Source organism: Nodosilinea nodulosa PCC 7104, from assembly GCF_000309385.1.
Taxonomy (GTDB): domain Bacteria; phylum Cyanobacteriota; class Cyanobacteriia; order Phormidesmidales; family Phormidesmidaceae; genus Nodosilinea; species Nodosilinea nodulosa.
The window spans coordinates 3,442,862-3,469,617 of the sequence record NZ_JH976537.1; the positions used below are offsets into that span (position 1 = coordinate 3,442,862).

The 26,756-nt window shown below is 58.5% G+C and carries 26 protein-coding genes; 13 read left to right on the forward strand and 13 right to left on the reverse strand.

From position 1 onward, the window contains the following. Window positions 1–20: 20 nt before the first annotated feature. Window positions 21–962, reverse strand: coding sequence for a glycosyltransferase family 2 protein (locus LEPTO7104_RS0115830; RefSeq protein ID WP_017299558.1), 942 nt, complete (start codon window positions 960–962; stop codon window positions 21–23). A 64-nt stretch (window positions 963–1,026) separates the two neighbouring features. Continuing rightward, window positions 1,027–1,242 (reverse strand): hypothetical protein, encoded by a 216-nt coding sequence (locus LEPTO7104_RS0115835; protein WP_017299559.1) that lies wholly within the window; start codon window positions 1,240–1,242, stop codon window positions 1,027–1,029. A 153-nt stretch (window positions 1,243–1,395) separates the two neighbouring features. Between LEPTO7104_RS0115835 and LEPTO7104_RS38315 the strand changes: the two genes are divergently transcribed. Beyond that, the gene (locus LEPTO7104_RS38315; protein WP_071527249.1) at window positions 1,396–1,632 is read left to right on the forward strand and encodes an AbrB/MazE/SpoVT family DNA-binding domain-containing protein; all 237 of its coding nucleotides are present in this window, start codon (window positions 1,396–1,398) and stop codon (window positions 1,630–1,632) included. Between the two features lie 281 nt (window positions 1,633–1,913). Here the strand turns inward: LEPTO7104_RS38315 and LEPTO7104_RS0115840 are convergent, their stop codons facing one another. From LEPTO7104_RS0115840 to LEPTO7104_RS0115850, 3 genes are all read right to left on the reverse strand, one after another. Continuing rightward, on the reverse strand, window positions 1,914–2,750 hold the full coding sequence (locus LEPTO7104_RS0115840; protein ID WP_017299560.1) for a DUF4435 domain-containing protein: 837 nt from the start codon (window positions 2,748–2,750) through the stop codon (window positions 1,914–1,916). Further along, complete coding sequence (locus tag LEPTO7104_RS0115845) at window positions 2,737–4,017, reverse strand: AAA family ATPase (RefSeq protein ID WP_017299561.1); 1,281 nt, start codon at window positions 4,015–4,017, stop codon at window positions 2,737–2,739. The genes LEPTO7104_RS0115840 and LEPTO7104_RS0115845 overlap by 14 nt, the downstream gene beginning before the upstream one ends. A 61-nt stretch (window positions 4,018–4,078) precedes the next feature. Next, window positions 4,079–4,396, reverse strand: a complete 318-nt coding sequence (locus tag LEPTO7104_RS0115850) for a helix-turn-helix domain-containing protein (RefSeq protein WP_017299562.1) — start codon at window positions 4,394–4,396, stop codon at window positions 4,079–4,081. A gap of 37 nt (window positions 4,397–4,433) precedes the next feature. Between LEPTO7104_RS0115850 and LEPTO7104_RS0115855 the strand changes: the two genes are divergently transcribed. From LEPTO7104_RS0115855 to LEPTO7104_RS0115865, 3 genes are read left to right on the forward strand one after another with little or no spacing between them, the layout of a single operon-like run. Then, window positions 4,434–4,682 carry a hypothetical protein gene (locus LEPTO7104_RS0115855; protein WP_017299563.1) on the forward strand — a complete coding sequence of 83 codons (249 nt, stop codon included), beginning with the start codon at window positions 4,434–4,436 and terminating at the stop codon, window positions 4,680–4,682. A gap of 35 nt (window positions 4,683–4,717) precedes the next feature. Further along, on the forward strand, window positions 4,718–4,966 hold the full coding sequence (locus LEPTO7104_RS0115860) for a hypothetical protein (RefSeq protein ID WP_017299564.1): 249 nt from the start codon (window positions 4,718–4,720) through the stop codon (window positions 4,964–4,966). Further along, window positions 4,963–5,349 (forward strand): type II toxin-antitoxin system VapC family toxin, encoded by a 387-nt coding sequence (locus tag LEPTO7104_RS0115865; protein WP_017299565.1) that lies wholly within the window; start codon window positions 4,963–4,965, stop codon window positions 5,347–5,349. The genes LEPTO7104_RS0115860 and LEPTO7104_RS0115865 overlap by 4 nt, the downstream gene beginning before the upstream one ends. 80 nt (window positions 5,350–5,429) lie before the next feature. Here the strand turns inward: LEPTO7104_RS0115865 and lepA are convergent, their stop codons facing one another. Continuing rightward, window positions 5,430–7,235, reverse strand: coding sequence for a translation elongation factor 4 (lepA, locus tag LEPTO7104_RS0115870; protein WP_017299566.1), 1,806 nt, complete (start codon window positions 7,233–7,235; stop codon window positions 5,430–5,432). Between the two features lie 248 nt (window positions 7,236–7,483). Here lepA and LEPTO7104_RS0115875 point away from each other — a divergent pair, with 248 nt between their 5' ends. Both LEPTO7104_RS0115875 and LEPTO7104_RS34080 read left to right on the forward strand, forming a co-directional pair. Continuing rightward, window positions 7,484–7,717, forward strand: a complete 234-nt coding sequence (locus LEPTO7104_RS0115875; RefSeq protein ID WP_017299567.1) for a hypothetical protein — start codon at window positions 7,484–7,486, stop codon at window positions 7,715–7,717. A 103-nt stretch (window positions 7,718–7,820) separates the two neighbouring features. After that, entirely contained in the window at window positions 7,821–9,620 is a 1,800-nt protein-coding gene (locus LEPTO7104_RS34080; protein WP_017299568.1) for an ATP-binding protein, read from the forward strand. An 86-nt stretch (window positions 9,621–9,706) separates the two neighbouring features. Here LEPTO7104_RS34080 and LEPTO7104_RS38320 read toward each other — a convergent pair whose 3' ends face one another. The 4 genes from LEPTO7104_RS38320 to LEPTO7104_RS0115895 form a co-directional block, all read right to left on the reverse strand. Then, complete coding sequence (locus LEPTO7104_RS38320) at window positions 9,707–9,904, reverse strand: hypothetical protein (protein ID WP_155523658.1); 198 nt, start codon at window positions 9,902–9,904, stop codon at window positions 9,707–9,709. Window positions 9,905–9,950: 46 nt separating this feature from the next. Then, window positions 9,951–10,349: a PadR family transcriptional regulator gene (locus LEPTO7104_RS38325; RefSeq protein ID WP_083887185.1), complete on the reverse strand. Its 399-nt coding sequence runs from the start codon at window positions 10,347–10,349 to the stop codon at window positions 9,951–9,953. A gap of 28 nt (window positions 10,350–10,377) precedes the next feature. Next, window positions 10,378–11,070, reverse strand: coding sequence for a hypothetical protein (locus tag LEPTO7104_RS0115890; RefSeq protein ID WP_155523659.1), 693 nt, complete (start codon window positions 11,068–11,070; stop codon window positions 10,378–10,380). Between the two features lie 181 nt (window positions 11,071–11,251). Continuing rightward, complete coding sequence (locus tag LEPTO7104_RS0115895; protein ID WP_225886995.1) at window positions 11,252–12,151, reverse strand: prephenate/arogenate dehydrogenase; 900 nt, start codon at window positions 12,149–12,151, stop codon at window positions 11,252–11,254. 186 nt (window positions 12,152–12,337) lie between these two features. Here LEPTO7104_RS0115895 and LEPTO7104_RS34085 point away from each other — a divergent pair, with 186 nt between their 5' ends. The 3 genes from LEPTO7104_RS34085 to LEPTO7104_RS34090 all read left to right on the forward strand — a co-directional run bounded on the left by LEPTO7104_RS34085 (window position 12,338) and on the right by LEPTO7104_RS34090 (window position 16,642). Then, window positions 12,338–13,948 carry an ATP-dependent DNA helicase gene (locus LEPTO7104_RS34085; protein ID WP_017299572.1) on the forward strand — a complete coding sequence of 537 codons (1,611 nt, stop codon included), beginning with the start codon at window positions 12,338–12,340 and terminating at the stop codon, window positions 13,946–13,948. An 83-nt stretch (window positions 13,949–14,031) separates the two neighbouring features. Beyond that, window positions 14,032–14,247 carry a DUF2839 domain-containing protein gene (locus LEPTO7104_RS0115905; protein ID WP_017299573.1) on the forward strand — a complete coding sequence of 72 codons (216 nt, stop codon included), beginning with the start codon at window positions 14,032–14,034 and terminating at the stop codon, window positions 14,245–14,247. Between the two features lie 139 nt (window positions 14,248–14,386). Further along, the gene (locus LEPTO7104_RS34090) at window positions 14,387–16,642 is read left to right on the forward strand and encodes a hypothetical protein (protein ID WP_017299574.1); all 2,256 of its coding nucleotides are present in this window, start codon (window positions 14,387–14,389) and stop codon (window positions 16,640–16,642) included. 100 nt (window positions 16,643–16,742) lie between these two features. On the opposite strand, the gene LEPTO7104_RS0115915 is transcribed toward LEPTO7104_RS34090, so the two are convergent. Continuing rightward, window positions 16,743–18,044, reverse strand: a complete 1,302-nt coding sequence (locus tag LEPTO7104_RS0115915; RefSeq protein WP_017299575.1) for a TAXI family TRAP transporter solute-binding subunit — start codon at window positions 18,042–18,044, stop codon at window positions 16,743–16,745. Window positions 18,045–18,171: 127 nt separating this feature from the next. Here LEPTO7104_RS0115915 and mrdA point away from each other — a divergent pair, with 127 nt between their 5' ends. Then, a complete protein-coding gene (gene mrdA, locus LEPTO7104_RS0115920; RefSeq protein WP_017299576.1) occupies window positions 18,172–19,968 on the forward strand; it encodes a penicillin-binding protein 2 in 1,797 nt (598 codons plus the stop codon). Window positions 19,969–19,979: 11 nt separating this feature from the next. Here mrdA and LEPTO7104_RS0115925 read toward each other — a convergent pair whose 3' ends face one another. Continuing rightward, complete coding sequence (locus LEPTO7104_RS0115925; protein WP_017299577.1) at window positions 19,980–20,333, reverse strand: ArsR/SmtB family transcription factor; 354 nt, start codon at window positions 20,331–20,333, stop codon at window positions 19,980–19,982. A gap of 244 nt (window positions 20,334–20,577) precedes the next feature. Here LEPTO7104_RS0115925 and dxr point away from each other — a divergent pair, with 244 nt between their 5' ends. Both dxr and LEPTO7104_RS0115935 read left to right on the forward strand, forming a co-directional pair. After that, window positions 20,578–21,771, forward strand: a complete 1,194-nt coding sequence (dxr, locus tag LEPTO7104_RS0115930) for a 1-deoxy-D-xylulose-5-phosphate reductoisomerase (RefSeq protein WP_017299578.1) — start codon at window positions 20,578–20,580, stop codon at window positions 21,769–21,771. Window positions 21,772–21,780: 9 nt separating this feature from the next. After that, the gene (locus LEPTO7104_RS0115935) at window positions 21,781–21,984 is read left to right on the forward strand and encodes a hypothetical protein (protein ID WP_017299579.1); all 204 of its coding nucleotides are present in this window, start codon (window positions 21,781–21,783) and stop codon (window positions 21,982–21,984) included. A 131-nt stretch (window positions 21,985–22,115) separates the two neighbouring features. Here the strand turns inward: LEPTO7104_RS0115935 and LEPTO7104_RS0115940 are convergent, their stop codons facing one another. Further along, window positions 22,116–25,313: an alpha-mannosidase gene (locus LEPTO7104_RS0115940; protein ID WP_017299580.1), complete on the reverse strand. Its 3,198-nt coding sequence runs from the start codon at window positions 25,311–25,313 to the stop codon at window positions 22,116–22,118. Window positions 25,314–25,358: 45 nt separating this feature from the next. On the opposite strand from LEPTO7104_RS0115940, the gene LEPTO7104_RS0115945 reads away from it, so the two are divergent. Then, window positions 25,359–26,624, forward strand: coding sequence for a hypothetical protein (locus LEPTO7104_RS0115945; RefSeq protein ID WP_017299581.1), 1,266 nt, complete (start codon window positions 25,359–25,361; stop codon window positions 26,622–26,624). Window positions 26,625–26,756: the final 132 nt, after the last annotated feature.

Below are 26,756 nucleotides of genomic sequence, written 5' to 3' on the forward strand. Positions count from 1 at the left end.
AAGGTTTAAGGGCAGCAGGCCTACTGCACCAGCACGGTGCGCGGAACTAAGCTATCGGCCTCCAGGGCAGATCGCAGCTTGCGGGCCTGGGCTAGCAGCCGCCAGGCCTGGGGCGAAAGCAGTCCTGGCGCGAGGAGGGACAGCCCGGTACCAACCTGGCGCTGCCGCAGGGCCACCAGCCCCCAGTGCAGGTGCAGGTATCGATCGATAGCGGCGAGGGTGGGAATGCGATCGCGGTATCCCTCACTCACCCGCCCATAAATGCGCTCTTTGATGGCCAAATTCAGTGCCATACGGCGGCTGAGCGACATCTTTTGCTCGTAGCCCCCGGCCCAAATGGTGCGGTAGGCCAGGCACTCGTTAATAAACAGCGCATCGCCAAAGTCGGCCAGCTTTACCCAGGCGTCGATGTCGTCGTAGTTGGTGGTCATGGTGGTATCCCAGCCGCCCGCCTGCAAAAAGGCGTCGCGGCGAGCCGCTACCTGGGCCGGGGTGCCAAAGGGTACCTGATCCATCAGCATGCCGTAGTGGATGGCGCTCTGGGGAATGTAGAAGACCTGGCCGGGGCCGGTGGCGGGGGTGCGGCGCAGCTCACTGCCGCGCTCGTCGACCTGAATGGCGCGGCAGGAGCAGAGCACGGCCTGGGGATGCTGAGCGATCGCCGCCGTCATCTTCTCGATGCAGTCGGGGGCGAGATAGTCGTCGTCGTCGAGAAACTTGACCCAGTCACCACTGGCGGCGGCCACGCCGTGATTGACGGTGGCGGCGTGGTTGAGGTTTTGGGCATTGCGGTGGTAAACGACGCGATCGCCCAAGCTGCGCACATAGGCCTCGGTGCCGTCGGTGGAGGCATCGTCGGCGACGACGACTTCGCAGGGCACGGTTTGGTTGAGACCGCAGGCGATCGCCCGCTTCAGCAGCTCCAGCCGGTTGTAGGTGGTAATGACGAGACTAAACTTCATGGCCCCGTGCTCCTTAGTTAGCTCAGCCTATGGCTATGTCTAAGGTTTCCCCAATGCCTTCGGATCACTCAGCATCAATGCCGTCCCATAGCTCAGCGAGGGGGATGGTTTGGCCAGTCATAGCTTCGTGCCAGCCCTGGCGAAAGCTTTCTTCGGCGCTTTTGAGGGTGACGCTTTCGCGAAGGAGGCGGACAAGCTGCAACAGGTTGGGCAGGTATTCAGGGGGAGTTTGCTGAATCTCTTGCATCACGGCGTTGAGCACGGCGTTATCGGAAGCCATTGGGTTTCCTGCGATCGCGGGGTTTGGGCGTACTACTCTCGTTAGTGTAGCCCTAGCTAAGGATCTCTCTCAGGCGGACTGCTTTTGGCGGTCAGAGAGCACAGTTCTTTCATACGCTAAGCTGGGTATATAGGCTGATTGGGTATTAGTAACGTGCTGACCAAACTGACCGATCAAAATCGAATTACTCTACCGTTGAGTGTGACTGAGGCCCTTGGCCCAGTAGAGTATTTTGAGATTACGGTTGAGGGCGGGCAAGTCATTCTCACCCCAGTTAAAGTTCAGCGGTCTGATGCTGTTAGAGAAAAGCTGGCCGAGTTGAACATTACAGAACAAGATGTAGCGAATGCTGTAAATTGGGCTCGTGAAAGTCCTATCCATCAAGCGTGAGTGGGGAGCTTCGGGCGGTGCTGGATACTAATGTGTTGGCGTTAGATGCATTACTGCCACTGCGTTACGAACTGCCGCTGGCCAGCTAAGGAGAAATGCTTTCTCTAGCAGGCAGCGATCGCAGCCACGGTAGGGTGGGCACTGATAATTTTTTGGGGGAATGGGCGATCGCCCCAATGCAAGCTGCTAAACTTGCCTGGTTTCCAGGAAGATTAGGCTGTCTACGACGGCTGAAATTCGATTTTGAGTACTACTCACTTCACTAGCCCGATCTACTTTTTTCAAGTCTGAATTTTGTTTATGATACTTTCGTAGTAGTTGTAATGCGGATGCTTATTATCAAATATTTGCTGAAAGGAAAGCAATAAATTACTATAAAGAGCCTCTCTCGAAAGGCTAACAGGAGACTTATGAGTTTTGATATAGTTGCTGATGAAGCAATGAGCAGCCGAAAACAGAAAATGTCCTCGAATAAAATCACGTAGAGTTCTGCCTAAATTTCTCAACTGTTCTTCGAGAACACTTTTCCTTTCTTCATCCAAGATCAATCCTAGCTTTCTAATAAAGTCGAGAATCTTGTTATCACATATCTCAACAGACGTCTTAGATTTTAAAAATCTGCTGCAGTTGTCGCCCACCACACACACACCAGATGCGTCCAAATAATTCACCATGTCATATAGAACCAATGTATCTGTGGAAGTATGAAGCCCTTCAATCCACTGGTTGCAAACTTCTATAGGAATAGATTTTGATGATAACCGTGCTATATTTTTCAATGCGATTCGAACTGAAGAACTTGAAATAATAGTGTTTTCGATCGAGTAACCATAAGTTAGGAGTATATTGCTATGCTCTGGAAGTCTACCAAGAATTGAAAAATCAGTATCCATAGCAACAATTGCATTCAATTCTCCATTAGCAATTTTGTCAGCATACTTTTTGACTTCTGGCTTTCCACCTACAGGTTGAATCTCAATTGAAATTGTTGAAAGCTTTTCAAACATCCATTCCCAAAAGGCTACATCATCGTCTCCTTCTACATAAACCATTGAGTCGACTTTGTAGAATCTATTAATGACATTTGAAGCTTCTGTCGAGTATTCAAGCTTGGGCACTAATCATATCCTCCATATCAAATATTGAGTCTGAGTATTTAGAAGCAATTTCTGGAGAATGAGTAGCAGCAATCACTTGAGCATTAGGATTCAGTTTTGTGATTGCTGGGATAATGTTTCTTTGCCAGGCAATATGGAGAGAAAGTTCGGGTTCATCAGCCAAGAAAACATGAGGCTTCTGATTTTGCAGTAGGGATTCTGTCAAGAGTATCAATAGCTGCTTTTCACCCGAAGATAATCTACTATGATCGACGGCTTCCTGGTTATTATAAACAATTAGATTTCCAGACTCAGCCTCAAAATCAAACTTTTTGTCTTCAATGAATGATTGAATCGTATTCAAATAAAGCTTAATTTGGGAGAAAATCTTCTCCGTATTTTTTTCAGCTTCGAGGGACATATCAATAATTTTTCTAGTCTTTCTTAATGCTTCCAGACAGCGAAAATCTATATTAAAAGGTCTATCATCTTCTGGATCATATGATTTCAATAAGTCAAGTGTTTTACTGATAGACGAAACGTGAAAACCTATTTTTCTTTTAATTTCAGAATCGATGGCATTCAAGTGAGTATAAGCAGATACCAGTCCCTCTTTTTCCTTACCCTTGTCGAAATCAAGCTCAAAGCCCTTATTGTCCGCATCCTCTTCACTATAAAGAATAGAAGCAAGCACATCTTTTTGAAGCTTTGATGCAATTTGCCTAGCTCTTTGAGATAAACTAAGTTGATACTGGGTTAACTTTCCAAGTAACTCTGACAGCCTAAGATCTACAGGAGACATCATTCGAATGTCACGGCGCTCCCTGACCTCGAACTCATCGCCACTGCGTAATCTATAAACAGATATAGAGGAAAGTGCAACGAATTCAGAGAGTGCATTTTTCACCTCGATTGATTCTTCCAAAGCTCTTTTTCGATAGTAAGCTGTAGAACCTCTTTTTGATTCTTGAGGAAGAAATTGGAGTGAGAATTTTTTCTGAGAAATTTGATAGTCAAGTCTCAGGAAAGGATATTTTTCATCTTCTATTTTAGTAGCCTTGATCGTTTTTGTTCTTTTGCCATCTACAAGTTTAATCAAAACTGAGTCAAACTCGTTACCACTCATCTCATCAAGATCAACGCTTAAAACTGCTTTTAGAATATTCATGAAAGTGGTTTTTCCACTTCCGTTTTTTCCTATGACAATACTAACTTTTTCACTAAAGTCACAAAATACGTCAAACCTCTTCCAAAAGCCTGTTATTTTAACGCTATTTATTTTATACATCTTGAATCTGCTTATTTAATATTGACGCTACAACACTTCAGTTTTTGAAGAACAGCAAATCTTAATGATTGAAATCTGTTTCATGCCCCAATCCTGTAAGGTATAAAGCTTTGAACTCTTCTGCCGCAGTTGGGTCAATCTTATATAGCGCTCGGATGATAGCAAGCAAAGTCTCAGAACTTGGATCACGGAGTTCATTAGCCCATCTAAACACATTCGATGAGCCGATGCCCATAACAACGGCCAACCTGCCCTGGCTTATCTCGTACTTTTCTAGGACAGTCTTTAGTACTTTGCCTGCTCTTCCCATACTCCAATCGTTACAGAAGCAAGGAAAAGCGTATACATGCCAAATGGACTGTGCTATTGTGATGCGCATGCCAAATGGACTGTGACGCTACAAGGACAATTTCCCCATGCCTCAAGCTTTTCTCCCCTCAACCCTGGTTGACCCTGCATTGCAAATCACCATCGAGCCTGCCGCCGAACCGGGGCGGGAGGTGATTCGTATATTGGTCATCGGCAGCGCCCACGGCGTCGAGCGCATCGTCCACGAACTCTACCGCCTCGGCTTTGCCGAAGTCCGCGAATGGAGCAAACCCCAACCCACCGGGCGCATCAACGAAATCATGCGCGTGCTGACCCGATATGTCATGGTGGAATAGAGGTGGTGCAATATCGTTGCCAAAGGAGATGCGCCATGACCCCCAAAGACCTCTTAATCCAAGAGCTAGACAATGTATCTGATCCATTGATTAGCGAGGTTCTAGACTTCCTCTGCTTCCTCAAGGCCAAATACCGTCAAGGCTACGCGCCACTTACTGAGACTGATGCAGCGTCAACATCTCAGCTTGGGGCTACCTCTGCCCCAGAAAGCCAGCAGCCCTACCGCTACGACGATCCCTTTGCTCCCGCTACCCCCTTAGAAGACTGGGATGTCTTGCAGTGATTGTGCTGGATACCCATATTTGGGTTTGGTGGGTACAGCGGGATGCACGCCTTACCCAGGAGCATCACCGCTGGCTTCAGACCTATCAGAGCAGTGGTTTGGGCGTTAGCCTCTACTCTTGCTGGGAAGTTGCCAAACTAGTTGAGTACAATCGCCTGGTGCTTCCACAGCCGTTGGAAGATTGGTTTACCTTGGCCTTGGCCTATCCAGGAGTTCGCTTTCTGGATTTGACATTGCCAATCTTGATTGAGTCAACACGGTTGCAGGGCTTTCACAAAGACCCGGCAGATCAGATCATTGTTGCGACAGCAAGACTTTTGGAAGTCGCTATCCTGACTGCTGATACCAAAATCCTCAAATTTGACGGCGTACAAACCCTCTAAAAAGCTTCAATTTGCATCTTTCACAAACTCTACCGCCTCGGCTTTGCTGAAGTGCGAGAGGGTCGCAAGCAAGCCACCCATTAAGATAGTTTCAAGACCGCCATAAAGGCTTCCTGGGGCACATCAACAGTACCAACAGCCTTCATGCGCTTCTTACCCTTGGCCTGCTTTTGCAGCAGCTTTTTCTTGCGGGAAATATCGCCGCCGTAGCACTTGGCCAGCACGTCTTTGCGCAGGGCCGGAATGCTCTCACTGGCGATAATGCGGCTGCCGATCGCCGCCTGAATCGGAATCTTGAACTGGTGGCGAGGAATCAGTTCTTTAAGCTTTTCGACCAGGGCCTTGCCCACGTAGTAGGCCTTATCGCGGTGCACAATCGAGGCCAGCGAATCGACCGGGTCGCCGTTGATCAGCACGTCGAGGCGCGACAGGTGGTTTTCGCGGTAGCCGATCAGGTGGTACTCCATGCTGGCGTAGCCCTTGGTGCGCGACTTCATCTGGTCGAAAAAGTCGGTGACCACCTCGGCCAGGGGCACTTCGTAAATTAAGGTAGTGCGGCCCTGAGCCAGGTACTTCATATCTTTGAACTCGCCCCGGCGGTTTTGGCACAGCTCCATCAGCGCCCCCACGTACTCTTCGGGGGTAATCATGTCGAGCTGCACGTAGGGCTCTTCGATTTTTTCGCGGGCCTGGGGGTCGGGCAGGGTGCTGGGGTTGTCGATTTCGAGCACTTCGCCCTGGATGGTGGTGACCCGGTAGATTACCGAGGGGGCGGTGGTAATCAGGTCGAGGTTGTACTCGCGCTCCAGGCGTTCCTGCACAATTTCCATGTGCAGCAGGCCCAAAAAGCCGCAGCGAAAGCCAAACCCCATGGCGCTGGAGGTCTCTGGCTCGTACTGAAGGGCGGCGTCGCTGAGGCGCAGCTTTTCCAGGGCTTCGCGCAGTTCTTCAAACTGGTCGGAGGCGGTGGGAAAGAGGCCGCAAAACACCATGGGTTTGGCTTCGGCGTAGCCGGGCAGGGCCTCTTTGGCCGGGTTTTGCACCAGGGTAATGGTGTCGCCCACGCGGGCATCTTCCACCGCTTTGATCGAGGCGGCAAAGTAGCCCACCTCTCCCGCGTGCAGCTCATCGACTTCAATCTGGGTGGGGGCCAGCACGCCCAGTTCGTCGATTTCGTACTCTTTGCCCGAGGCCATCAGCCGCACCTTGTCTTTGCGGCGCAGGGTGCCATCCATAACGCGAAAGTAGACGATCACGCCCCGGTAGCTGTCGTAGTAGCTGTCGAAGATCAGCGCCCGCAGGGGTTGGTCAACGGTGTCGGCGGGGGGCGGCACCAGGTAGACAATAGATTCTAAAATTTCGTCGATGCCGATTCCCTGCTTGGCGGAGGCGAGAATGGCCCCGCTGCAATCCAGCCCAATGATGTCTTCGATTTCCTGCTTAATGCGATCGGGCTCGGCACCGGGCAGGTCAATTTTGTTGAGAACGGGGATGATTTCCAGGTCGTTCTCCAGGGCCAAATACACGTTGGCCAGGGTTTGGGCCTCCACCCCCTGGGAGGCATCGACCACCAGCAGCGCCCCTTCACAGGCGATTAGCGATCGCGACACTTCGTAGGAAAAATCCACGTGCCCCGGCGTGTCAATCAGGTTCAGCACGTAGTCTTTGCCGTCCTGGGCCTTGTAGTTCATGCGGGCGGCCTGGAGCTTGATGGTAATGCCCCGCTCCCGCTCCAGGTCCATGCTGTCGAGGAACTGGGCCTTCATCTCGCGATCGCTAACCGTCCCGGTGCGCTGCAACAATCGGTCGGCCAAAGTCGATTTGCCGTGGTCGATGTGGGCAATAATCGAAAAATTGCGAATCTGAGAGACGGGAACCTCTGTCATACAAGACTTACCAGCGGCCTACAGTTTACAGACTTTAATATTGTAAGCCCTCGCCTGGGCGAATGCTCGGAGGGGGCTGGGCGGCGCAGACCTGGGCCAGAAATCCCAGGGGATGCAAACTTGTCATGTCAAGATCCCCAGACCTAATTGCAGCAAGGGATGGGGATGACCACACTAGACCTGTTCGCCCTAGGGCTTAGACTTAAGGCAGACACACTATCACTCACCTGGCGGTCAGGTTATTCACTATGCAAAACTCTGCCTCCCCTGCTGGCGAACGGTCGGCGGAAAAAGTTGATCTCTCGGTGCAAATCGACAAAGACCTGCTTGACCAGGTGACCCACCTCAGCTCTGACCCCAGCAAGGTGATCGATGTGGCTCTGCGCCAGTGGCTACGGGGCGATCGCCGCTACGAAGACGACCTGGTGCGCCACCTGCCCCGCAACCCGACGGTGCCCCCCAAGGGCGAGTGGAACGACTAGATGGTGCCCTGTTGTTGGCTCCCTGCCTTCGACCAATTGATAGCCAGGTAGAGCCATGGGCGGGGTTGGTTGGTTAACATGGGAACGTTCTGGCCCTAACCCTATGCGATCGCAACGTTCCAGCCCTGCTTTGGCCACCGATAGCCAGACGGAGGATCTCTCCGTGTGGATTTTGCTGTTGAGCCCCAGCGGTATTGTGGAGTCGGTGCAGACGGTGGGACAGCGGGCGCTGCCCCCAGCGCTGACGGCCAGCTGGGTGGGGCGATCGCTGGGTGAAATTGTCTCGTTTGCCGACGCTCAGGCCCTGGGGCGAGCCCTCAGCACCCTGGCCACCCGCCACGAAATCGTGTCGCTGCCCGGTCGCTGTCCGCTGGGTTCCCAAAGTATTGACGTGCAGTGGATGCTGCAACCCCTGCTGGGGCCAGGGGGAGATTTATTTCGCATTGCGGCCACGGGCTACCTGGCCAACTCCTTTGGTCTATCTGGCCGCCCATGGTTGCGGGGCAACGTCGCCCTGGAAACCTCCCCCGCCGACTGCACCCAGCTGCAAACCTACTCGCCCCGGCTCAACCAGATCACCCGCAACGTGCGATGGACCCTCGATTTGGAAATCATTCGCCAGCAGACGGTGGAGGGGTTGGGAGATTTGTTTAACGTCGATCGCTGCCTGGTCTTTAGCTGTAGCACGGCCCCCAACCTGGCCCCCGAAGCGGCCACGGTAGCGGCTGAATACCTGCGATCGGAAGATTTGCCCTTTTGGCAGGGGCAGGTGTGGCCGCTGGCCGAGACTCCCTGCCTCAGCGCGGCGGCCCAGTCGTCGGTGGCGGTGGTGCCGCCCAGGCAGCCCGCTGACCCTTCATCGGTGGCCGTGGCCACCCGCTACCAAAACACCATCAACGGCTTCATCGTGCTCCAGGATCGCCCCGATCGCCCCTGGACAGACATTGAGCTTAACCTGCTGACCGATCTGGCCGATCAGGTCGGCACGGCGATCGCCCACGCCACCCTGTTCAGCGACAGCCACGCTATGGCGATCAAGCTTCAGCAGGCCAACGCCAGCCTGATGGAAAAGCAGCGCGAGTTTCAAGAGGCCCGCCGCCAGGCCGAAGAGGCCCGCCGCCAGGCTGAAGAAGCCTCCCGCCTGAAAAGCGAGTTTTTGGCCAACACCTCCCACGAGCTGCGCACGCCCCTCAACGGCATGATCGGCTTTCTCAAGCTGGTGCTTGACGGCATGGCCGACGACCCCGCCGAGCAGGAAGAGTTCATCGAAGAGGCCCACAAGTCGGCCATTCACCTGCTGCAATTGATTAACGATGTGCTCGACATCGCCAAGATCGAAGCGGGCAAAATGCAGATCGAGATGGGGCCAGTCGGCCTGCGGGAACTGCTGGCTGATCTGGAAAATTTCATGCGTCCGCAGGCTGAACAGAAAGGCCTTTCGTTCGAAATTTTGCTCCCCGCTACCCGCGACGACATTACCATCAACGGCAATTACCAGCGGCTACTTCAGGTATTTATGAACCTGATGAGCAATGCGATCAAGTTCACCCACGAGGGGGGTGTCACCATCAGCGCCGAGGTGAAGCCCCAGAAGGTTGAGCGCCAGGGCAAGACATGGCCGGGTCTGGTCAAAATCAGCGTTGCCGATACGGGCATTGGCGTGTCGCTAGAGAAGCAGGACCGGCTGTTTCAAAGCTTCAGTCAGGTGGATGGCGATCGCACCCGGCAGTACGGCGGCACTGGCCTGGGCCTGGCCATTTCCCAGCGACTGGTGGAGGCCATGGGCGGCGTGGTGCAGTTCATCAGCATGGGTGAAGGGCTGGGCTCCACGGTGACGTTTACCGCACCGCTGTACCAGGAGCCAGTGGTAATCGACAAAGAGCCAGTGTATCCTGCCAAGTAATTAACTCTTTAAACAAGATAAGCAACAGAAAAAAAGATTGGCTCAGGATTAAGCACTGAACCAATCTTTTTTAGCGCCTAGTCTATTTACTCATCCCAGTTAGTGTTGATGAAGTCTGACCAAGTCACCTTGTATGCAGCCCACACCAATTGAATGATTCGAAGCATTGAAATTACGTTGATCTGCCAAAATGGTAACTCTGATTCAATGAGTTCACGGTTTACTTCTAGCAAATCTCCCAACCACTCTTCTGCCTCATCTGAAGGCAAAATATAGGCTACCAACCTAGCAATGTGCTTCGTAACCCACACACCGTCAGTGAAGTCTAATTCAGGTCGACTGCCACGTGAGTAACTCACTTTGATATTGCTGGATCGCTTGTATACAAGATAATCCATCGCTTGTGAGACTGTAATAGCGACGTCTAGCTCCTCCCCGCTCTTCAACGACTTCTTCTCCAAATCTCGAAGAGACGAGTCCTTTCTGCTCAAGGCTGTGCAGGGTTGGGTATAGAGATCCAATGCTGATTGACTCTGTTCCTCCACTACACTCTTTGACGGCTCGCTGGATTTCCAATCCATATCGCTCTTGATAACCGATGGCAAAGAGGACGATCTGCTCTCGCAAGGTGGGCTTTGAGGCCTTTCCTTTTCCATTTTTGTCAACTCCTGTTGTTTCGCTAGGAGCAGCTTGTGCTGTTCTAGCTTTGCTTTGCTGAGATGTGGTCATAGGATTCTCCTTTTTCATATTTAGTCAGTCAAAGTAAATCCTTAGACCCTTTGCACAAAGCAGGAACCAACGGAGTGGTCAGCAATGAATAGCGAATCGACCAGCCAGAATTATTTATTACAAAAATCACCGGCTTTGTAAGCTTTTCGATAGCCCAATATGGCTTGCCTGACAACTTATTTTCAGTAGAAAAACCGAGCAAACTATCAAATTCTTCACGTAGATATTCAGCCTCTTGGAGAAATGATATTAGGATCGCCTTCAAAAATTCCAAGAATGCATTCAATTCATTTTCCAAAGCTTGCACCACATGTTCAAAATTTAGCTTCTTTCCCCAGCGAAAAACCCATCTTTTTTGCCACTGAAGAAGAAAAAAGATGTATGCATCTTGTACACTTCCACCTGAAAAATAAACCGGATGAGGATGAGTGAAATTAGCTAGTTCTTCTGCCTCCTTATCTTGATCTTGGAGATGAACAATTAAGTTAGGCTTATAGATGCTAGGTTTTCGCTCCGACTTGACGCACTCCACAGCTTTCTCAAATTGATAAAACATATGCTGCCTCCGATAATTCAAAAGTTTTTTCAACCAAGCGCTGAATACCCCAATATTCCGTTGGCATATTTGCTGCTGAGAATGGCTGACACTTTCACCCCGCCGTTGCTTATCAAAAACTGTCTCAAGTCTTGACTCCTGAACATTGCAAGAATAGCTTGGCATCATCCACCCTCAAAGACCCGGAAGGAGCAAAATAGAGACCTATATGCCATCAACGCTGTTGTTTGACTGAGTGTCAACATCCCTCAGCCATCAGTGAATAGCATTACAAGTGTCTTGTAAGTGCGATAATACTTCAAATTGCGATAGTACGCAATACCTAGCCAACGTGCGGATGCCAAAATCAGCGTTGAGTAGATGCAGCCGGTAAGTAACTGGGGCGAGCGGTTTTGGCTTGGGTTAGGGTTTCGCGCAAAGCGTCCCAATCTTCAGTGGCGATCAGGGCTTTGAGCTGCTCTAGTTGTTGCTGATACTGGGTTAAGGCATCCAGCAGCGCCGCCCGGTTGTGGCGTGCCATCAGCGTCCCCAGCTCCGGCACGCCGCCGCCGACCCGACTGGTGTCTTGAAATCCTGAGCTGGCCAAGGTCTGAGCCAATTCGCGAATGGCAGGATCTACCTCGCCCTGGCAGGCCAAAATCAGGCTGCTGCTGACCATCACCGGCAGGTGCGAGATCCATGCCACCGCGCGATCGTGCTGGTCAGGGTGGCACTGGCAGAGGTTTGCGCCGAGGGAAGCGGCGATCGCCCGCACCCGCTCTAGCGCTTCAGGCTTCGTCGTATCAGTCGGAGTGAGCACGTAGGGGCGGCCCTGAAACAGTCCCGCCACCGCCACCGCCAGCCCCGCCTCCGCCTTGCCCGCCATCGGGTGCCCGCCGACAAAGTTGGGCCATAGAGCCGCGATCGCTGGCACAATTTCTCCCTTCACCGAGGCCACATCGGTCACCACCGCCCCCTCCGATAGATAGGGCGCGATCGCCTCAGCGGTGGCAACGGTTACGTCGATGGGGGTGCAGATAAACACCACATCCGCCCCTGCCACCAGGGCTAGATCCGTCCCTGCTTTGGTCACGGCCCCCATGGCCAGAGCGGCCTCAGCGGTCTCTGCCCGGCGGGCAATGCCCACGACCGAGTGGCCCTGGCGAACCAGGTCCAGGCCCAGGGATCCTCCGATCAAGCCCAGGCCCACAATGGCGATCTGCTCCATAGTCTCTAACCCTTTGCCCGCAGTGGTTATTCCCAGCATATCGGTGGAGAGTTACCCGGAAGCCTCGACGAATCTTCTATGCGACAATAAACACTTATAGAACTCATAGACTCTGCCTGTCGGTCACGATTCACCGGGTCGACAGGCAACCCCTAGGCCACCGCCGTCGTCAACCATCTAGCTGCTGCCCTAACCCACCCCTATCGTCAACGGAACGCCAACATCTTGATCGAGGCCCAAGTACACCAACAACTGCGCGCCCTGCTGCGGGAATGGGGAGAGCCAAGCTGGCCCCATCAGCTGACGCTGGCGCGGCTGGTGGCGCGGGCGCTGCGGCTGGGGCGGAGCGCCCTGTTGCAGGTGGGTGGTCTGTCGGCCTACCAGGGCGAATACCGCCTAAGCTATCTGATCGCCCTGATGATGTGGCCCGGCCCGGCCATTGTGGTGGCCCCGGAACCCACCGCCCAGCGGTTGCTGATGGTCGATCTGCCGCGCCTTCAGGAGAAACTGCGGCTGCACAAGCCCGTGCACCGGGGCGATTGCTGGCCCGGCCCCGACTTCAGCGGCCTGCTGATTACCACCCCCCAGATCTGGCTGAGCGATCGCCTGGGCGACGGGGGCCAGTTTCCCGACGGCGTTCCCACCCTGATAGACGATGCCGACAATCTAGAGCTGTGGGCGCAATCACAGCTCACCGCCGATCTCGCCGCCCTCGACTGGAATCACCTGGCCCTGGCCTACCCCAACCACCAGGGGTTGATTGAAGACACCCACGTGGCCTTGACCCACGCCGCCTTTCAGCGCCCGATCAACCCCTACCACCGCTATCTGCTAGACGAAAACGACTGTCAGCGGCTCCAGCGACTGCACCAGGTGCTCACGGCCAGCCGCGCCCCCCAGTCCGAGGGGCCAATGCCGATCCAGTGGGCGCGATTTTGGCGGCAGTTCAACCCGCCCGACCACCTGCTGTGGTTTTCGGTCGATCGCGATCGCGGCCAGATGGGGCTGCACTGCGCCCCGGTTGATCTGGCCACCGCCCTGACTCCGGTGTGGCCCCGGCAGTCGGTGGTGCTGATTGGGGCAGCCCTCGATCCCGATCCAGGGGCCGACAACTTTCGCCAGCGGCTGGGGCTGAGCGACCTCACCTGCCTCCAGTTCACCCCCAATCGCCACCATGAGGCGATTCAGCTCTACCTGCCCACCCACCTGCCGTTGCCCAATACGCCGCAGTTTCAGGCGGCGCTGCACCAGGAAATTCGCCACTTGCTGAGCCAGGGGGCCAGGCCCAGCCAATTCGAAGATCGGCGCGAGGATCGTTCCCATCCTGGGCCAGATACCTACGCGGAGTCGGACCCCGATGGCTTTGTTCCCCCCGCTGGGCCGACGGTGATTTTGCTCGACGATCTGCCCCTCAAGGGGCAGCTGGGGGCGGCGCTGGCCGGGGAGTTTGGCTCGCGGGTGCAGGTCGAGCAGGCCAACCTCGGCAGCAACGGCATTCTGGTCAGCGGCTGGGAATTTTGGCAGCGGCAGCGAGCCTTCCTGCCGCCTCCAAATCTACTCATTGTCGCTACTCTGCCGCTGCCTTCCCTCGAAAATCCGCTGGTGGCGGGGCGGGTGGCCTTCCACAAGCGGCGGCGGCAGGACTGGTTTCGGCTCTATCTGTTTCCCACGGCGGTGACCGAGCTGCAGCGCGCCGTGGCCCCCTCCCGGCTGCACGCGGGCACCGTAGCCCTGCTCGATACCCGCGTGCACTATCGCAGCTACGGGGCGCAAATTTTGGAGGCCCTCAGCCCGGCGGCCTGCACGCGATCGCTGCCCAGCGACTGGCGACCCTAGCCAGGGCTTCAGCTGAGCCCCCTAATTCGCTATGGTTAAGGGTATACAGTAGTCACCCACTAGAACGTGGCGGCGTAGAAACTATGGGCGAATCAAAACGACGCAAAGAGCAACTGGGCGAAAAGTATGGTCAGGCGGAGCCCATTTTGCCTGGCCTGCCGATTACCAAAGAGCAGTCGCGGCAGTTTGTAAAGTGGACAACCCGAGGTACCTGGGGCGCCATCATCGTAGTGATTGCCTTCTGGATCACCCTGCGATTTGTGGGTCCTGGCCTCGGCTGGTGGAGCCTGGCCGACTAGGGCGGCAAATCTCAGGATTTGCAGACATAAACCTGGCTAAATTTCCTGCTCTCGCTAAGAAATCATAATTACTGCTTTCCGTCCACCGTAGATTCTAGGTAGAGTGGGGGAAGGTGGTTGCGCGGGAGTTTGCGGGAATATGCTGAGCCAACAACGGCACTCTGGTCCCCAGCGGGGAGAACCCCTAGCGGAAGGGGTCGCCAAGGACTTTAGTCTGATTGTCGACGGGTCGGAGCCTGCCCTGGCCCTGCCTGAGGTGCTGCCCCCCGTGGCCCAGGCCGGAGGGCAGTCGTGGCGGCTGCTGCTGATTTCCCTGCTGACCTGCGGGGCGGCGAGCGGGGCGGCCTTTGGGGCCTTTCTGTGGCTGATAAATCTACCGCCTACCGTCAATTGTGAGAATGCGGCCACGGCTACTACTGATCGCGCCCGGCTGTTTTGCGCTCAGACCGCCGCTGAATCGGGGGAATTGACCGATGTGCTAGCCGCCCTCGACTTGGTTAGCGGCTGGACGGCGGAGCACCCGCTCCACTACGAGGTGCAGCCGCTGGTGGAGCAGTGGTCCTGGGTGGTGCTAAAGGCGGCTGAGCGAGAGCTGCGCGGCAATGGCAGCATGGCCGAGGCCGAGGCCATGGTCAGCCATATTCCAGCCGACAGCCCTGTGTTTGCCAAGGCCCAGGAGACCATGCAAACCTGGCAGGCCGAGTGGGATCAGGGCGAGGCGATTATGGCTACGGCCCAGACGGCTCTCCAGAAGCAGGACTGGCCCACGGCCTCGAAGCAAATTCTGGCCCTGGCCGAGCTGAAAAATTCCCACTGGCGGGTGGAGCAGGTGCAGGCGCTGTCCCAGCAGATTCGCCAGGAACGCCGCGCCCAGGAGCTGCTGGCCCAAGCTGTTGCCACCGCCGCCCCCGGCGGCAGCGATCGCCTGGAGTCGGCCCTGCGCACCGCCAGCCACATTGACGAGAGCACCTACGCCCGCCAGCAGGCCCAGCCCTACCTCAACCGCTGGAGCGACCTGCTGCTCAAGCTGGGCCGCGACAAGTGGTATGCCTCCGATTTAAATACCGCGATCGCCCTGGGCCGCAGCGCCGCCCTCAACCCCAGCCGCGCCAAGGTCGCCCAGGAGCTGATTTGGATCAGTCAGGCCCGCCAGATGGCCCAGCAGAGCCTCACCACCTGGCGCACCTCCCCCGACCAGCTGGTGACGCTTTACAAGGCCATGCTGCTGGCCAATCGGCTGTCCGCCGACAGCCCCTACTATCCCCAGGCCCAGTCGAGCGTGGCCACCTGGCGCACCCACCTGGGCGATCTGGCCCAGCTCCAAACCGCCCAGGCGGTTGGCCAAGTGCGCGACATTGATGCCCTCAAGGTCGCCATCGACCAGGCCGCCAAGGTGCCCATGGGCCACCCCCGCCGGGTGCAGGCCCAAACCCTGGTGGCCCACTGGCGGCAAGAGATTGAGCGCCTAGAAGATCGCCCCCAGCTGGTTAAGGCCCACGAACTGGCCAGCGCTAAGACCTTTGAGGGCCTGCGGGAGGCCATTCAAACCGCCAATGCCATTCCCCTGCACCGCGCTCTTCGCAGCGAAGCCCAGGGCTGGGTCTATATTTGGACCAACGAATTGCAGGTGATGGAGGATCGGCCCGCCCTCGAACGGGCGCGATCGCTGGCCACCCAGGGCAATCTCTCCCAGGCCATTGCCGAAGCCAGCAGCATCAGGCCGGGCCGCGCCCTCTACGACGAGGCTAAGACTGCGATCGCGGGCTGGCGGTGGGAGATTGCCGCAGCCGAGCGCGATCGCCTGCGCGATCTCCAGCGGGCCGCCGTCCGTCAGGCTGAGCTGGCAGCACCCGCCGAGGCCGATCCGGCGATCGACTCCCCTGCCGAGGCTCCGCCGATCGATCCCCTGGCCCCGGCGGCAGAGGCACTGCCCGTGGCCCCAGCCCCGGTGCCCGCCGGTCTGCGCCTGCCGCGATCGCCCCTGCCTACCCACATCGATACTGTCCCCGGCGACAGTGCGGTACCCGCAGAGGCGGTGAACCCGGTGGCGCCACAAGGCGGACCGGCCCCAGGCTCCCCGCCTCCCGCCCTGGTGGCGCCCGCCCCCCTGCCCACGGCGCCCAACCCGGCCCCGGCGGCACCGGCCCCCCTGGCCCCCCAGCCTATGCACCTGGCGCCGCCGCCCATCACCGCTCCCCCGCCACCGGCTCCCCAGGGGGCCGTTCCTCGGGTGACAGACCCACAGCCCACAGACCCCCAGGCCTCGCAGTCTGCTGCCCCCAGGGTGTCTGCCCTACCCCAGCTTGACAGCCCTGTATCTCTGCCGCTGCGGTGGTCTGGGGCCAGCCGCCGGGAGCAGATTGCGCAGCTGCCAGAACCAGCCCAGAGCAGGTGACCGCGCCAATATCGCCCCAGACGGTGAACCGCTCTGAGATTCGGCTCACCAGCGCTCTGTAGGCCCGCCTCCCTTTTCTGCGGTGGCCCTACGGCCCCTGTCAGCGGTCCTTCCGGTCTGCATCGGCCCCTGGGCGGCCCCGCAGCAGCATTTCTCGGCGGTAAATGGCGTTGCTGGCAATCTCCCAGGGAAAGGTGAACGACTCGAAGGACTCGCTGGTAATGCGATCGACATCGAGATCGGTAACCACTCGCTTTAGAATGTCGAACAGCCTGGCCCTTAGCGCCTCTAGCTCCTCCAGCGATCGCGCCCGGTCAATTTCGTCCATCAGCGCCAAAATCGTCAGGTTGTAGCTGTCGGCCCGATTTTTTTGCTTGCCCAGCAGCCAGGCCCGCAGCTGCCACAAGCTGGATAGGCCCAGCACCGACACCGACAGCAGCAGGCCAATGGGTTCGGCATACTGGACAAAAAATTCGGGTTCACCCTGGCGATAGAACTTTTCGGCCCCCGGATGGAGGGGCAAGCCCAAATCCTGGGAGGTGTCGAGGCGAATCATGGCCGCCCGGGGGTAAAGCGCCACCAGCTCATTGCGGTTTTGGTGCAGGGTGCTGGTGAGGGCGTAGACCACCTTGGGGGGCAGCTTTTCCTGGGCCACCAGCAGGGCGTTGACCGCCACCACCGGCAGATCGGTGGGCGGAATGGGGGGGCTGCCACTGTAGGTGCCCTTGGGAATGACCTGAGCCTCCAGGTAGGGCAACGACAGCCGCAGGGCATCTACCTGGTCGATGGGAATCAGGCGGGCTTTGCCGGTTTGCAGCAGCTCCGCTACGGCGGGGTTGCCCAGGGTAATCACCCGAAACAGGGCGTCGACATCCCCTCGGGCCAGGGCCGCCTGGGCCTGCTCGGTGGGCATGGGCAGCGGGGTCATAGACTCTGGGGTCAGGCCGTAGTGGTGCACCAGCGGCCAAAACAGTGCGTAGGAGCCGCTGTCTTTGGGCATGAGAGCGACCCGCTTGCCCCGCAGATCGACCACGCTGTCGATGTCGGCGTCGGTGCGGGCCAGCAGGTGAAACATTTCGGGAAACAGCAGCGCCACCGCCCGCACGGGGGGCTGCACGGGGGTATCGCTCTGCACCAGCGCCAGCTGGGCCTGGTTGGTTCTGAGTAACTCCATATTTTCTACCGAGCCATCGGTTGCGCGCACCTCGATCGCAATGCTGGGGTGGTTGCGGGCCACCACCGCCGCGAAGGCCTGGCTAAAGGCGTAGTATTCGCCCGTTTTGCCGCCCGAAGCCAGCACCAGGCGGTAGGTGCGGGTGTGCTCGCGCACTAGAAAAAAAGCCGAGGCCAGTACCCCCACCAGACTCACCACCACCACCGGCAAGACAAGCTTTCCCTGCATAGATCTCCTGGGTCGATATAAAATGGTGACTGGCCAAATTCACTGCGGGGCTATACCCAGTCCAACTCGGGATTTGCAGCTTTCCCATCGACATCACTCTACCTCTGGACTTGGATCGGGTTGATCTATGGCGCTACTCCAAAAATTACCCCAGGTACCCGATACCCTACGCGGGCGGACTGTAGGGCGCAGTTTTCAGGCCGTGTTTTTGCTGGCGCTGATCTCGGTGCTGCTGCTGGGAGCCTTTGGGCTGCGACTGTTTCAGCTTCAGGTGGTGAATGGCGATCGCAACCGCCAGCTGGCCGACACCAACCGCATCCGCCTGGTGCCCAAGCGCCCGGCCCGAGGCACCATTTTCGATCGCAACGGCAAGATTTTAGCGGGCAGCCGCCTCTCCCACACCGTATCGATCTGGCCCATTGCCCTGCCCCGCGATCAGTGGCCGATGGTCATTAATCGCCTGTCTAAGGTGCTCAATGTGCCCCCCGCCGAGATTCAAAAGCGCCTGGAGCAGGTGGGCTATGAGTCGCTGGAGTCCATTACGATCGCGCGCGGGATTAGCCCCGCCCAGGCCACGGCCCTGGCCGAGTACAGCAATGAGCTGCCGGGGGTGCGGCTAGAGGCCGAGGCGGTGCGCAACTATCCCAGCGGCGATCTGGCCGCCCACGTGATTGGCTACACGGGCGAGCTGACCGACGAGCAGCTGGAGGCGCGCCGCGACAAAGGGTACCGTCTGGGCGATGTGGTTGGTCAGATGGGGGCCGAGTCGGCTTTCGAGAGCACCCTCCACGGCACCTGGGGCGGACAGCAGGTTGAGGTAGACAGCGCCGGGCGCATCATCAGCATCCTGGGCGATAAGCCCGCGATCGCCGGTCAGGATGTGCAGCTGACCCTAGATATAGATCTACAGCGAGCGGCCGAGGCGGCTCTTGGCACCCGAGAGGGCGCGATTATCGCGATGGACCCGCGCAATGGCGCGATTTTGGCCATGGCCAGCTGGCCCAGCTACGACCCCAACATTTTTACCACCCGCATTACCGAGGCCCAGTGGCAGCAGCTTCAGGGGGCCGACCACCCCTTCCTAAACCGGGCGCTCCAGGCGTTTCCCCCCGCCAGCACCTTCAAGATTGTCACCACGACGGCGGCCCTGGAGTCGGGCAAGTTTAATCCGGGTTCCGTGCTGTCTACCTATCCCTACATTCAGGTGGGAGGAATCAAGTTTGGCGACTGGAACCACGCCGGATTTGGCCCCCTGAACTTTCCCGGCGCCATGGCCTGGAGCAGCGACACCTTCTTTTACCAGGTGGCGATGCGGGTGGGCGGCCCCACCCTGATCGAAATGACTAGGCGCTTTGGCTTTGGCCGCAAGACGGGCTTTGAGCTGGGGGCTGAGGAAAGCGCTGGCCTGGTACCCGACGATGCCTGGAAGCGGGAAAACCTCGATACCCCCTGGGTGATTGGCGATTCCATCAACATGTCCATCGGCCAGGGGTTTATGCAGGCCACGCCGCTCCAGGTGGCGGGCATGTTTGCGATCGCCGCCAACAATGGCTACAGGGTCACCCCCCACCTGCTCAAGGACAACGAAGAACACCGCAACTGGAAAGAGTCGCTGGGGCTAAAGGACTCGACCGTCGATATCCTGCACCAGGGGCTGCGGCGGGTGATCACGAGCGGTACCGCCCACGGGCTTAACGTGCCTACTCTGCCTCCCTTTGCGGGCAAAACCGGCACCGCCGAAGCGCCGCCTGGGCTTTCTCACGCCTGGTTTGGGGCCTATGCCCCCTTCGACAATCCAGAGATAGTGGTGGTTGCCTTTGCCGAGCACTCGGGCGGCGGCGGTGGCTCGGTGGCCGGCCCCATGGCGCTACAGGTGCTTCAGGCCTACTTTGACCACAAGGCAAAGCAGCCCGCTACCCCCTAGGTGCGGGCACATTAGCCGCGACTGGATAGGCTAAAGTTGCGGAAATGCTGGGCCTGGGCCTCAATGCGGCAGGCGAGGCGATCGCAGACCATACCGCACAGGTCAAATATTAGCTCGTCGGTCACGCTGTAATAGGCTGAGGTGCCCTCGGTGCGGCGACTCAAAATGCCCGCCTGAAGCATCACCTTCAAATGCTTAGACACATTGGCCTGGCTGGTTTGGGTCGCTTCGACCAGCTCTTGCACGCATTTTTCACCCTCCCGCAGCAGGTTGAGAATTCGCAGCCGCATGGGCTCACTCAAAACGCTAAAATACTCGGCCACTTGCTGCACGACTTCAACTGAAACCGGTTCTACAGGATCCATCTGGGTTAGTAGGTAGGCTCGTGTGCGCGAACGATTCTCAGTAATCTTAACAACATTTTTATTTTTACAGCTATCAATAGCAATACAGTCATCAAATCTTGTCAATTGCTTGGGGCTGATCCCCAGGGGGTTTAAGGCGGGGCTAGTTCAGACAAATAGGAGAAACGGTTGGCGCTAAACTTTGGGGCAGGGGCCACACCGTGAGATTCTTAAAGATATCGACCACCCATCCTTGAGGACTGCCGTGAAAGCCATCACCCTGCTTGGTTCAACCGGGTCTATTGGCACCCAAACCCTGGATATTTTGGAGCACCATCCCGACCAGTTTCGCCTGGTGGGCATCGCCGCCGGCAACAATGTCGAGCTGCTGGCCCAGCAGGTGCGCCAGTTTAAGCCCGAGGTAGTGGCGATCTGCAACCCCGAGAAGCTGGATGAACTGCGCGACGCCCTGGCCGGGCTAGACCCCATGCCCCAACTCCTGGCCGGGGACGACGGGGTGGTCGAAGTCGCTCGCTACGGCGATGCCGAGGCGGTGGTGACGGGCATTGTGGGCTGTGCCGGGCTGCTGCCCACCCTGGCGGCGATCGAGGCGGGCAAAGACATTGCCCTGGCTAATAAAGAAACCCTGATCGCAGGCGGCCCCGCCGTGCTGCCCCTGGTCGAAAAGCACGGTGTGAAGCTGCTGCCCGCCGACTCCGAGCACTCCGCCATATTTCAGTGCTTGCAGGGGGTGCCCGAGGGCGGGCTGCGGCGCATTTTGCTGACTGCTTCCGGTGGGGCCTTCCGCGACTGGCCGACCGAAAAGCTGGCCCAGGTGACGGTAGCCGACGCCCTCAAGCACCCCAACTGGTCGATGGGACGCAAAATTACCGTCGACTCGGCCACCCTGATGAATAAGGGCCTGGAGGTGATCGAAGCCCACTACCTGTTTGGTATGGACTACGACCATATCGACATCGTCATCCATCCCCAGAGCATTATTCACTCTTTAATTGAGCTGCAAGATACCTCGGTGCTGGCCCAGCTGGGCTGGCCCGACATGCGCCTGCCGCTGCTCTACGCTCTCTCCTGGCCCGATCGCATCTACACCGACTGGGAGCCGCTGGATTTGGTCAAGGCAGGCGATCTCACCTTCCGCGAGCCCGACCACGCCAAGTATCCCTGCATGGATTTGGCCTACGCCGCCGGGCGGGCGGGCGGCACCATGACGGCGGTGCTCAACGCCGCCAACGAGCAGGCGGTGGCGCTGTTTTTAGACGAAAAGATTCACTTTTTAGAAATTCCCAAAGTAATTGAGGGGGTGTGCGATCGCCACCGTTCCCACAACATGGGCCAGCCCGTCCTGGCCGACATTCTCGCCGCCGATCAGTGGGCCAGAGCCGAGGCCACCAGCGTCAGCGAGTCCTTGGGCAAAACGACCGTTGTTTCCCTGGGCTAGGAGGTCGCCGTGGAACTGCTGATTGTCCTGGGGGCCATTGTTATTGCCATCGTGGTGTTTGGCTGGGTGTTTAAGCTGATCAAAAACACCATCCAAACGGTGCTGCTGGTGGCCTTTTTGCTGCTGGCCCTCTACTTTTTGTTTGGCATCGGCCCCGGCGCGATCTGGGATCAGCTGCAAATCTGGCTGAGCGGTTTGTTTGGGGGGCGGTGAGGCCAATTTTGGATTTTGGCTTGGCGATTTTGGCTTGGGGCCAGCACTGTTGGGCAGAGATCAAGCCACCGTTTTAGCCCCCCAACTCCCTAGCCCCCCTGCCCCCTTTCGCTCGGTGATAGTCAATAAACTTATGCCGTAGTCCACTCAGGACAGGGCGCTAGGCCAAGGCTGATCACCTGCCAGGGGGTGACGGTTTCTGGGGGCTGGGTCGCCTGAGGCTGTTCGAGCAGGTTGACCAGACCGCTGATTTGCACAGGCAGGGTTCCACCCGGGGTAAACGGGCTGCTGGCTCCGGTGCTTTCGTAGGCGCGCAGGATATAGCGATGCTCCTCGCCCTCTGCCCGTTTGAGAGCCGCCAGCACCAGGCTGGTGTCGCCCAGGTCTAGAAAGCTCGCTGCCGTTGCTCCCTGGGTGGGCGAGGCGGCTGAGCAATTCAGGCAGGGCTGAATGGGCAGGTTGAAGCGGCGGGCCGCCTGCACAGTCTGGGCCTGCTGCCAGCCGTGGGCGTGGGGGTAAATGGCGTAGCTAAAAGTCTGGAGGCCGCGATCGCAGCCCGGATCTGGCCAGATGGGCGCTTTTAGCAGGGTGAGGCGCAGCTGGCTGGGGGTGGCGTCGAAGCCGTGCTTGTAGTCGGTGAGAATGCTGACGCCCCGTTCCCCATCGCCCAGATCGGCCCAGCGCAGGGCGGGCACCTCCCACTTGGCGGCATCTTGGGGGGTGGCGGTGGTGGTGGCGCGGGCGATCGCGCCAAAGGGAATTTCGTAGGTGGCCTGGGGAGCCGATACCGTCAGCGGAAAGGCGGCCTTCAGCACCACCTGAGTCTCCTGCCAGTTGACCTGGGTATGCACTGCCAGCAGGGGCGACCCCACATCCAGCTCGTAGTCCTGGGTAAGGGTGGACTGGTTAAAGGTGTGGACAACGCGCAGAGTTTGGCGCACCGGGCCGTACTCGACCCACTCGATGCCCTTGAGCTGGAATTTTTCCAGAGGATGGTCCTGGTAGTCGGGGGCGATGTTCCAGGCATCCCAGTACTGACCCTCATCCTTAAACGCCTGGAGCTGGTTTCCACAGCCGTGGAAAGTTTCGGTGGTGGTGGCCCTGTGCAGCAGGCTGGCCACGGAGCCGGTAGATGCGTCAATCGCGGCTCGCAGGTGCTCGTTCTCAAGGATCCAGTCAGTCGGCATTGCGTCATGGCTCGCGGCTTTAGAGGGGATCAGCCAGATCAGCCGAAAGCCCACCGAGGGAATGCCTGGAACGTAAACCAGCAGCGATAAAGCATCGGGCTGCCCTGGCTGGGTCAGGAGCGCCTGACCACTGGCATCCTGCGCCTGCCAGTGGAGATGGGGGAGTTCGGCAGGTAGGGCGATCGCCACCACCTCACTGCGCTCCCAGTTCAGCGAATTAAACAGCACCACGGGCACCGCGTCCGGGTGCGGTGGCGCAGCTGTCGGGCAGCGCTGGGCCAGGGCGGTGAGGGCGGTTTGCAGAATGCGATCGCCCGCCTCCAGCGCCAGCTGCCATTCCCCATTGGCCTGCTCAAACACCTCCGGAATCGACGACCCCGGCAAAATGTCGTGGAACTGGTTAAACAGCACCCGTTTCCAGGCGGCCTCTAGCTCCGCCTGGGGGTAGGGCTGAAGGCCGTAGATGGCGGCGATCGCGGCAAACAGCTCGGCCTGAAACAGCCTGTCTTCGCAGCGGCGGTTATACTGCTTTTGGTCGCCGTGGGTGGTGTAGCAGCCCCGGTGGAGTTCGAGGTAGAGTTCGTCGCGCCAGGGGGGAAGTGGGAGTGGGGGAGTGGGGGAGTGGGGGAGTGGGGGGGTAAGAGAATTTTGAATTTTGAATTTTGAATTTTGAATTGAAGGCGACGGGGAGGTGAGTCGGTCGAAAAGGAGGGCGGCGTGGCCGAAGGTGAGGGTGGGGAAGAAGGGGGAACTGGCCCAGCGCCGGGCTTTGAGCAGCATGTCGCGGGTGGGGCCGCCGCCGTGGTCGCCGACGCCGGGGAGCCAGAGGGCGTCGGTGCAGCCCGTGTTGATCTCCCACTGGCAGGCGTACTGGGCCATGGCCACAGGGTCGATGTCGGTGCCGATGGGGGGCAGGGTAACGGCGGTAATCTCGCTGCCGTCTGGTCCCTGCCAGGTGAACAGGTCGTGGGGGAAGGGGTTGGTGTCGTTCCAGCGCAGCTTTTGGGTGGCGAAGTAGCGGATGCCGCCCTGGGTGAGGAGCTGGGGCAGCTGCCAGCAAAAGCCAAAAGTGTCGGGCAGCCAGGCGATTGCGCTTGTCCTCCCAAATTTCTCCAGGCAGTAGCGCTGGCCGTAGAGAATCTGCCGGGCGATCGCCTCGCCCCCCGGCAGGTTCAGGTCAGGTTCCACCCACAGCCCCGCATCGATCGCCCAGCGCCCTGCCTTCACCTGCTGCTGAATGGTCTGAAACAGCTCCGGGCGATGCTCCTCTAGCCAGGCAAATAGCGCTGGCGAAGAGTGGCTAAAGGTCAGCTCTGGAAAGTCCTGCTGGAGGGCCAAAACAGAGCGAAAAGTGGCTTCGGCTGCCTGCCAGGTCTCAGCCACCGGCCAGAGCCAGGCCAAATCCAGGTGGGCGTGGCCCAGGCATTGCAGGGTGCGCTGCTTCAGCCAGGGGGAGAATACGAGCAACGATTCTTGCAGGTTGAGTAGCGACTGGTGGAAGCGATCGCGTTGACCCACCGCCTCCCAGGCAATCTGCTCCAGGGCATTGGCCAACGTCTCCAGGCTGCTCGGATCAAACTGGGCCAGGTAGGTGGCCAGCACCTCCAGCTCATCGGCCACAAAGCCCGGTTCCGGGCAATTTTCCGCCGCTGTCTCAAACACCAGCTCGGCCTGCACCAGCGCCCCCTGATCGTGGCCGGGGCTGAGCAATTTTAGAGAGACATCCACCCATTCGCCGGGCACAACGGCCTCGGTCAGCACAATCCGCGTCCAGCAGTCGAAAATATCTCCGGTTTGAACATGCTCGCCATGGATAAAAATATCGGCCCGATTCGCCCACCAGCGCAGCGCCAGCCGGGCGGTCAGCCCTTCGAGGGGGTAGCCATTCAGGTCGGCGGGCCAGGGGAATCGCTGGTGCAGCCAGAGGGGTACATTGCCCTGGGGCCAGGTGATGTGGCCGCGATCGCTGAGGGGAGCCAGGGGCCAGGTTTGCCAGGTGTTCTCCGAGGGATTGATGGGGGGCGACGGGATTGGACCGCAGTGCCAGGTGGACCGCACATCTCTCTGGCTGAGGGAACGGAGGCGATCGCAGGTGTTCAAAATCTGCTGGGGCAGTGCGGGGCAAACGGTGGCAGGGGGCATAGCTCCGGTATGATCTAAGGCAGTCTTCCCAGTGTAGGCAGAGTTATGGCGAGTTCATCGCGCCCGTTTCAAAGCCAAACTGTGGCTCGTCTGCTGGCGGGCTACCGACAGGTGGCCCACGGCACCGGGCAATGGCTGCGCCGGGGCCGCACGGCGGTAGTTTGGGGCTTGCAGGTAGCGGTTTACCCGCTCTACGCCGCCGTACAGGGCATGAGAATGGCCCATCGCCAGCTGCGGGCCGCGCGCCCTTGGCAGCCCCTCTGGGCCAGGCTCAATGGTACGCGCCCCCCAGAACTCGTGGAGGCCGACACGCCCATTCGCGCCCTGCTGTCGATTATTCAACCGCCGCCAGTGCAGACTCCAGGGGAGCAATCCGGTGGGCTGCGGCGGGTCCGCGGCTATGGGCAATGGCTCCGGCAGTCCCGAGCCACCGCCGTGCTCACCCCTGGCCAGTGGCACCTGATTCCGTTGCAGGCGCCCATTCGCGGTCTGGCCTCCGACCTGGCAACCCAGCAACTGGTGCTCGTCACCGTCGACAACGGCATTTTTGCAGGCCTGAGCGCCGATCAGCAGCGGCGATTGCACCAGGCCATAGTGCTAATGCTGGCCGAATATGGCCGCCTGCGCCACCGTCACACCCTGAACCATACGCTTCAGCAGCCCTGGTTGCCCCTGCCCGAGCCTAACCCAACGGTACTACCTCCGCTGCGCTGGTTGCCTGCCGCCCTGCGCTGGCTGCAAACCAGCCCCCTGGCGGCAGCCACCAGTCTGTTTGGGGAAGCCAGACAGCAGCGGCAGGCTGAGGCGATCGCCCGGCGTCAGGTCAGCGGTGCCGATCTGGCGGTGCCAGAGGGGCGAGTTCCCCCCGGCAGCGCTGCTCCTGCGGCCAGCCAGGGCTACGGCTCACCCCCAATTTACGGTCGGCCTGATTTCAAAACCCTTCCGGCCACCACATCGGTGGCCGATGCCGTAGCGCTGATTGTGGCTACCCCCGGCGCGGTGGCCGTGGCAGAGCGGGCGCGATCGCCGCTAGAACTCCATGGGCCTACCGCTGGCCTCACCGTCGGGGAGCACACCGCCGTTGGTCCCGCGATTGCCCCGCGATCGGCGGAACCGTTGACCAGGTTGGCAGCCGATCCAATTTCCGAAGGGCACCAGCTTCCTCCACCAGCTGCTCTAGAGGTCCAGGTCACCCAGGTAAACTACATCGATGCTCCCCTTGTGGCGGTGCTGCGCGGCTTAGACTGGGTGCTGTACCAGATTGAAACCTGGCTGCGGGGGTTCTGGGCCTGGCTGCAAAAGCAGTGGTAATGTTCAGAGCATTTAGACAGGCGAACGTTTGGCGATATGATAGTGCAAGCTTAGTCCTGCGCCGGGGCCGTTTCCAACGATGGAATGTAGATGCTGTTTGGGGCAGGTCTTGGGCCTACTGTGCTAGCGGTT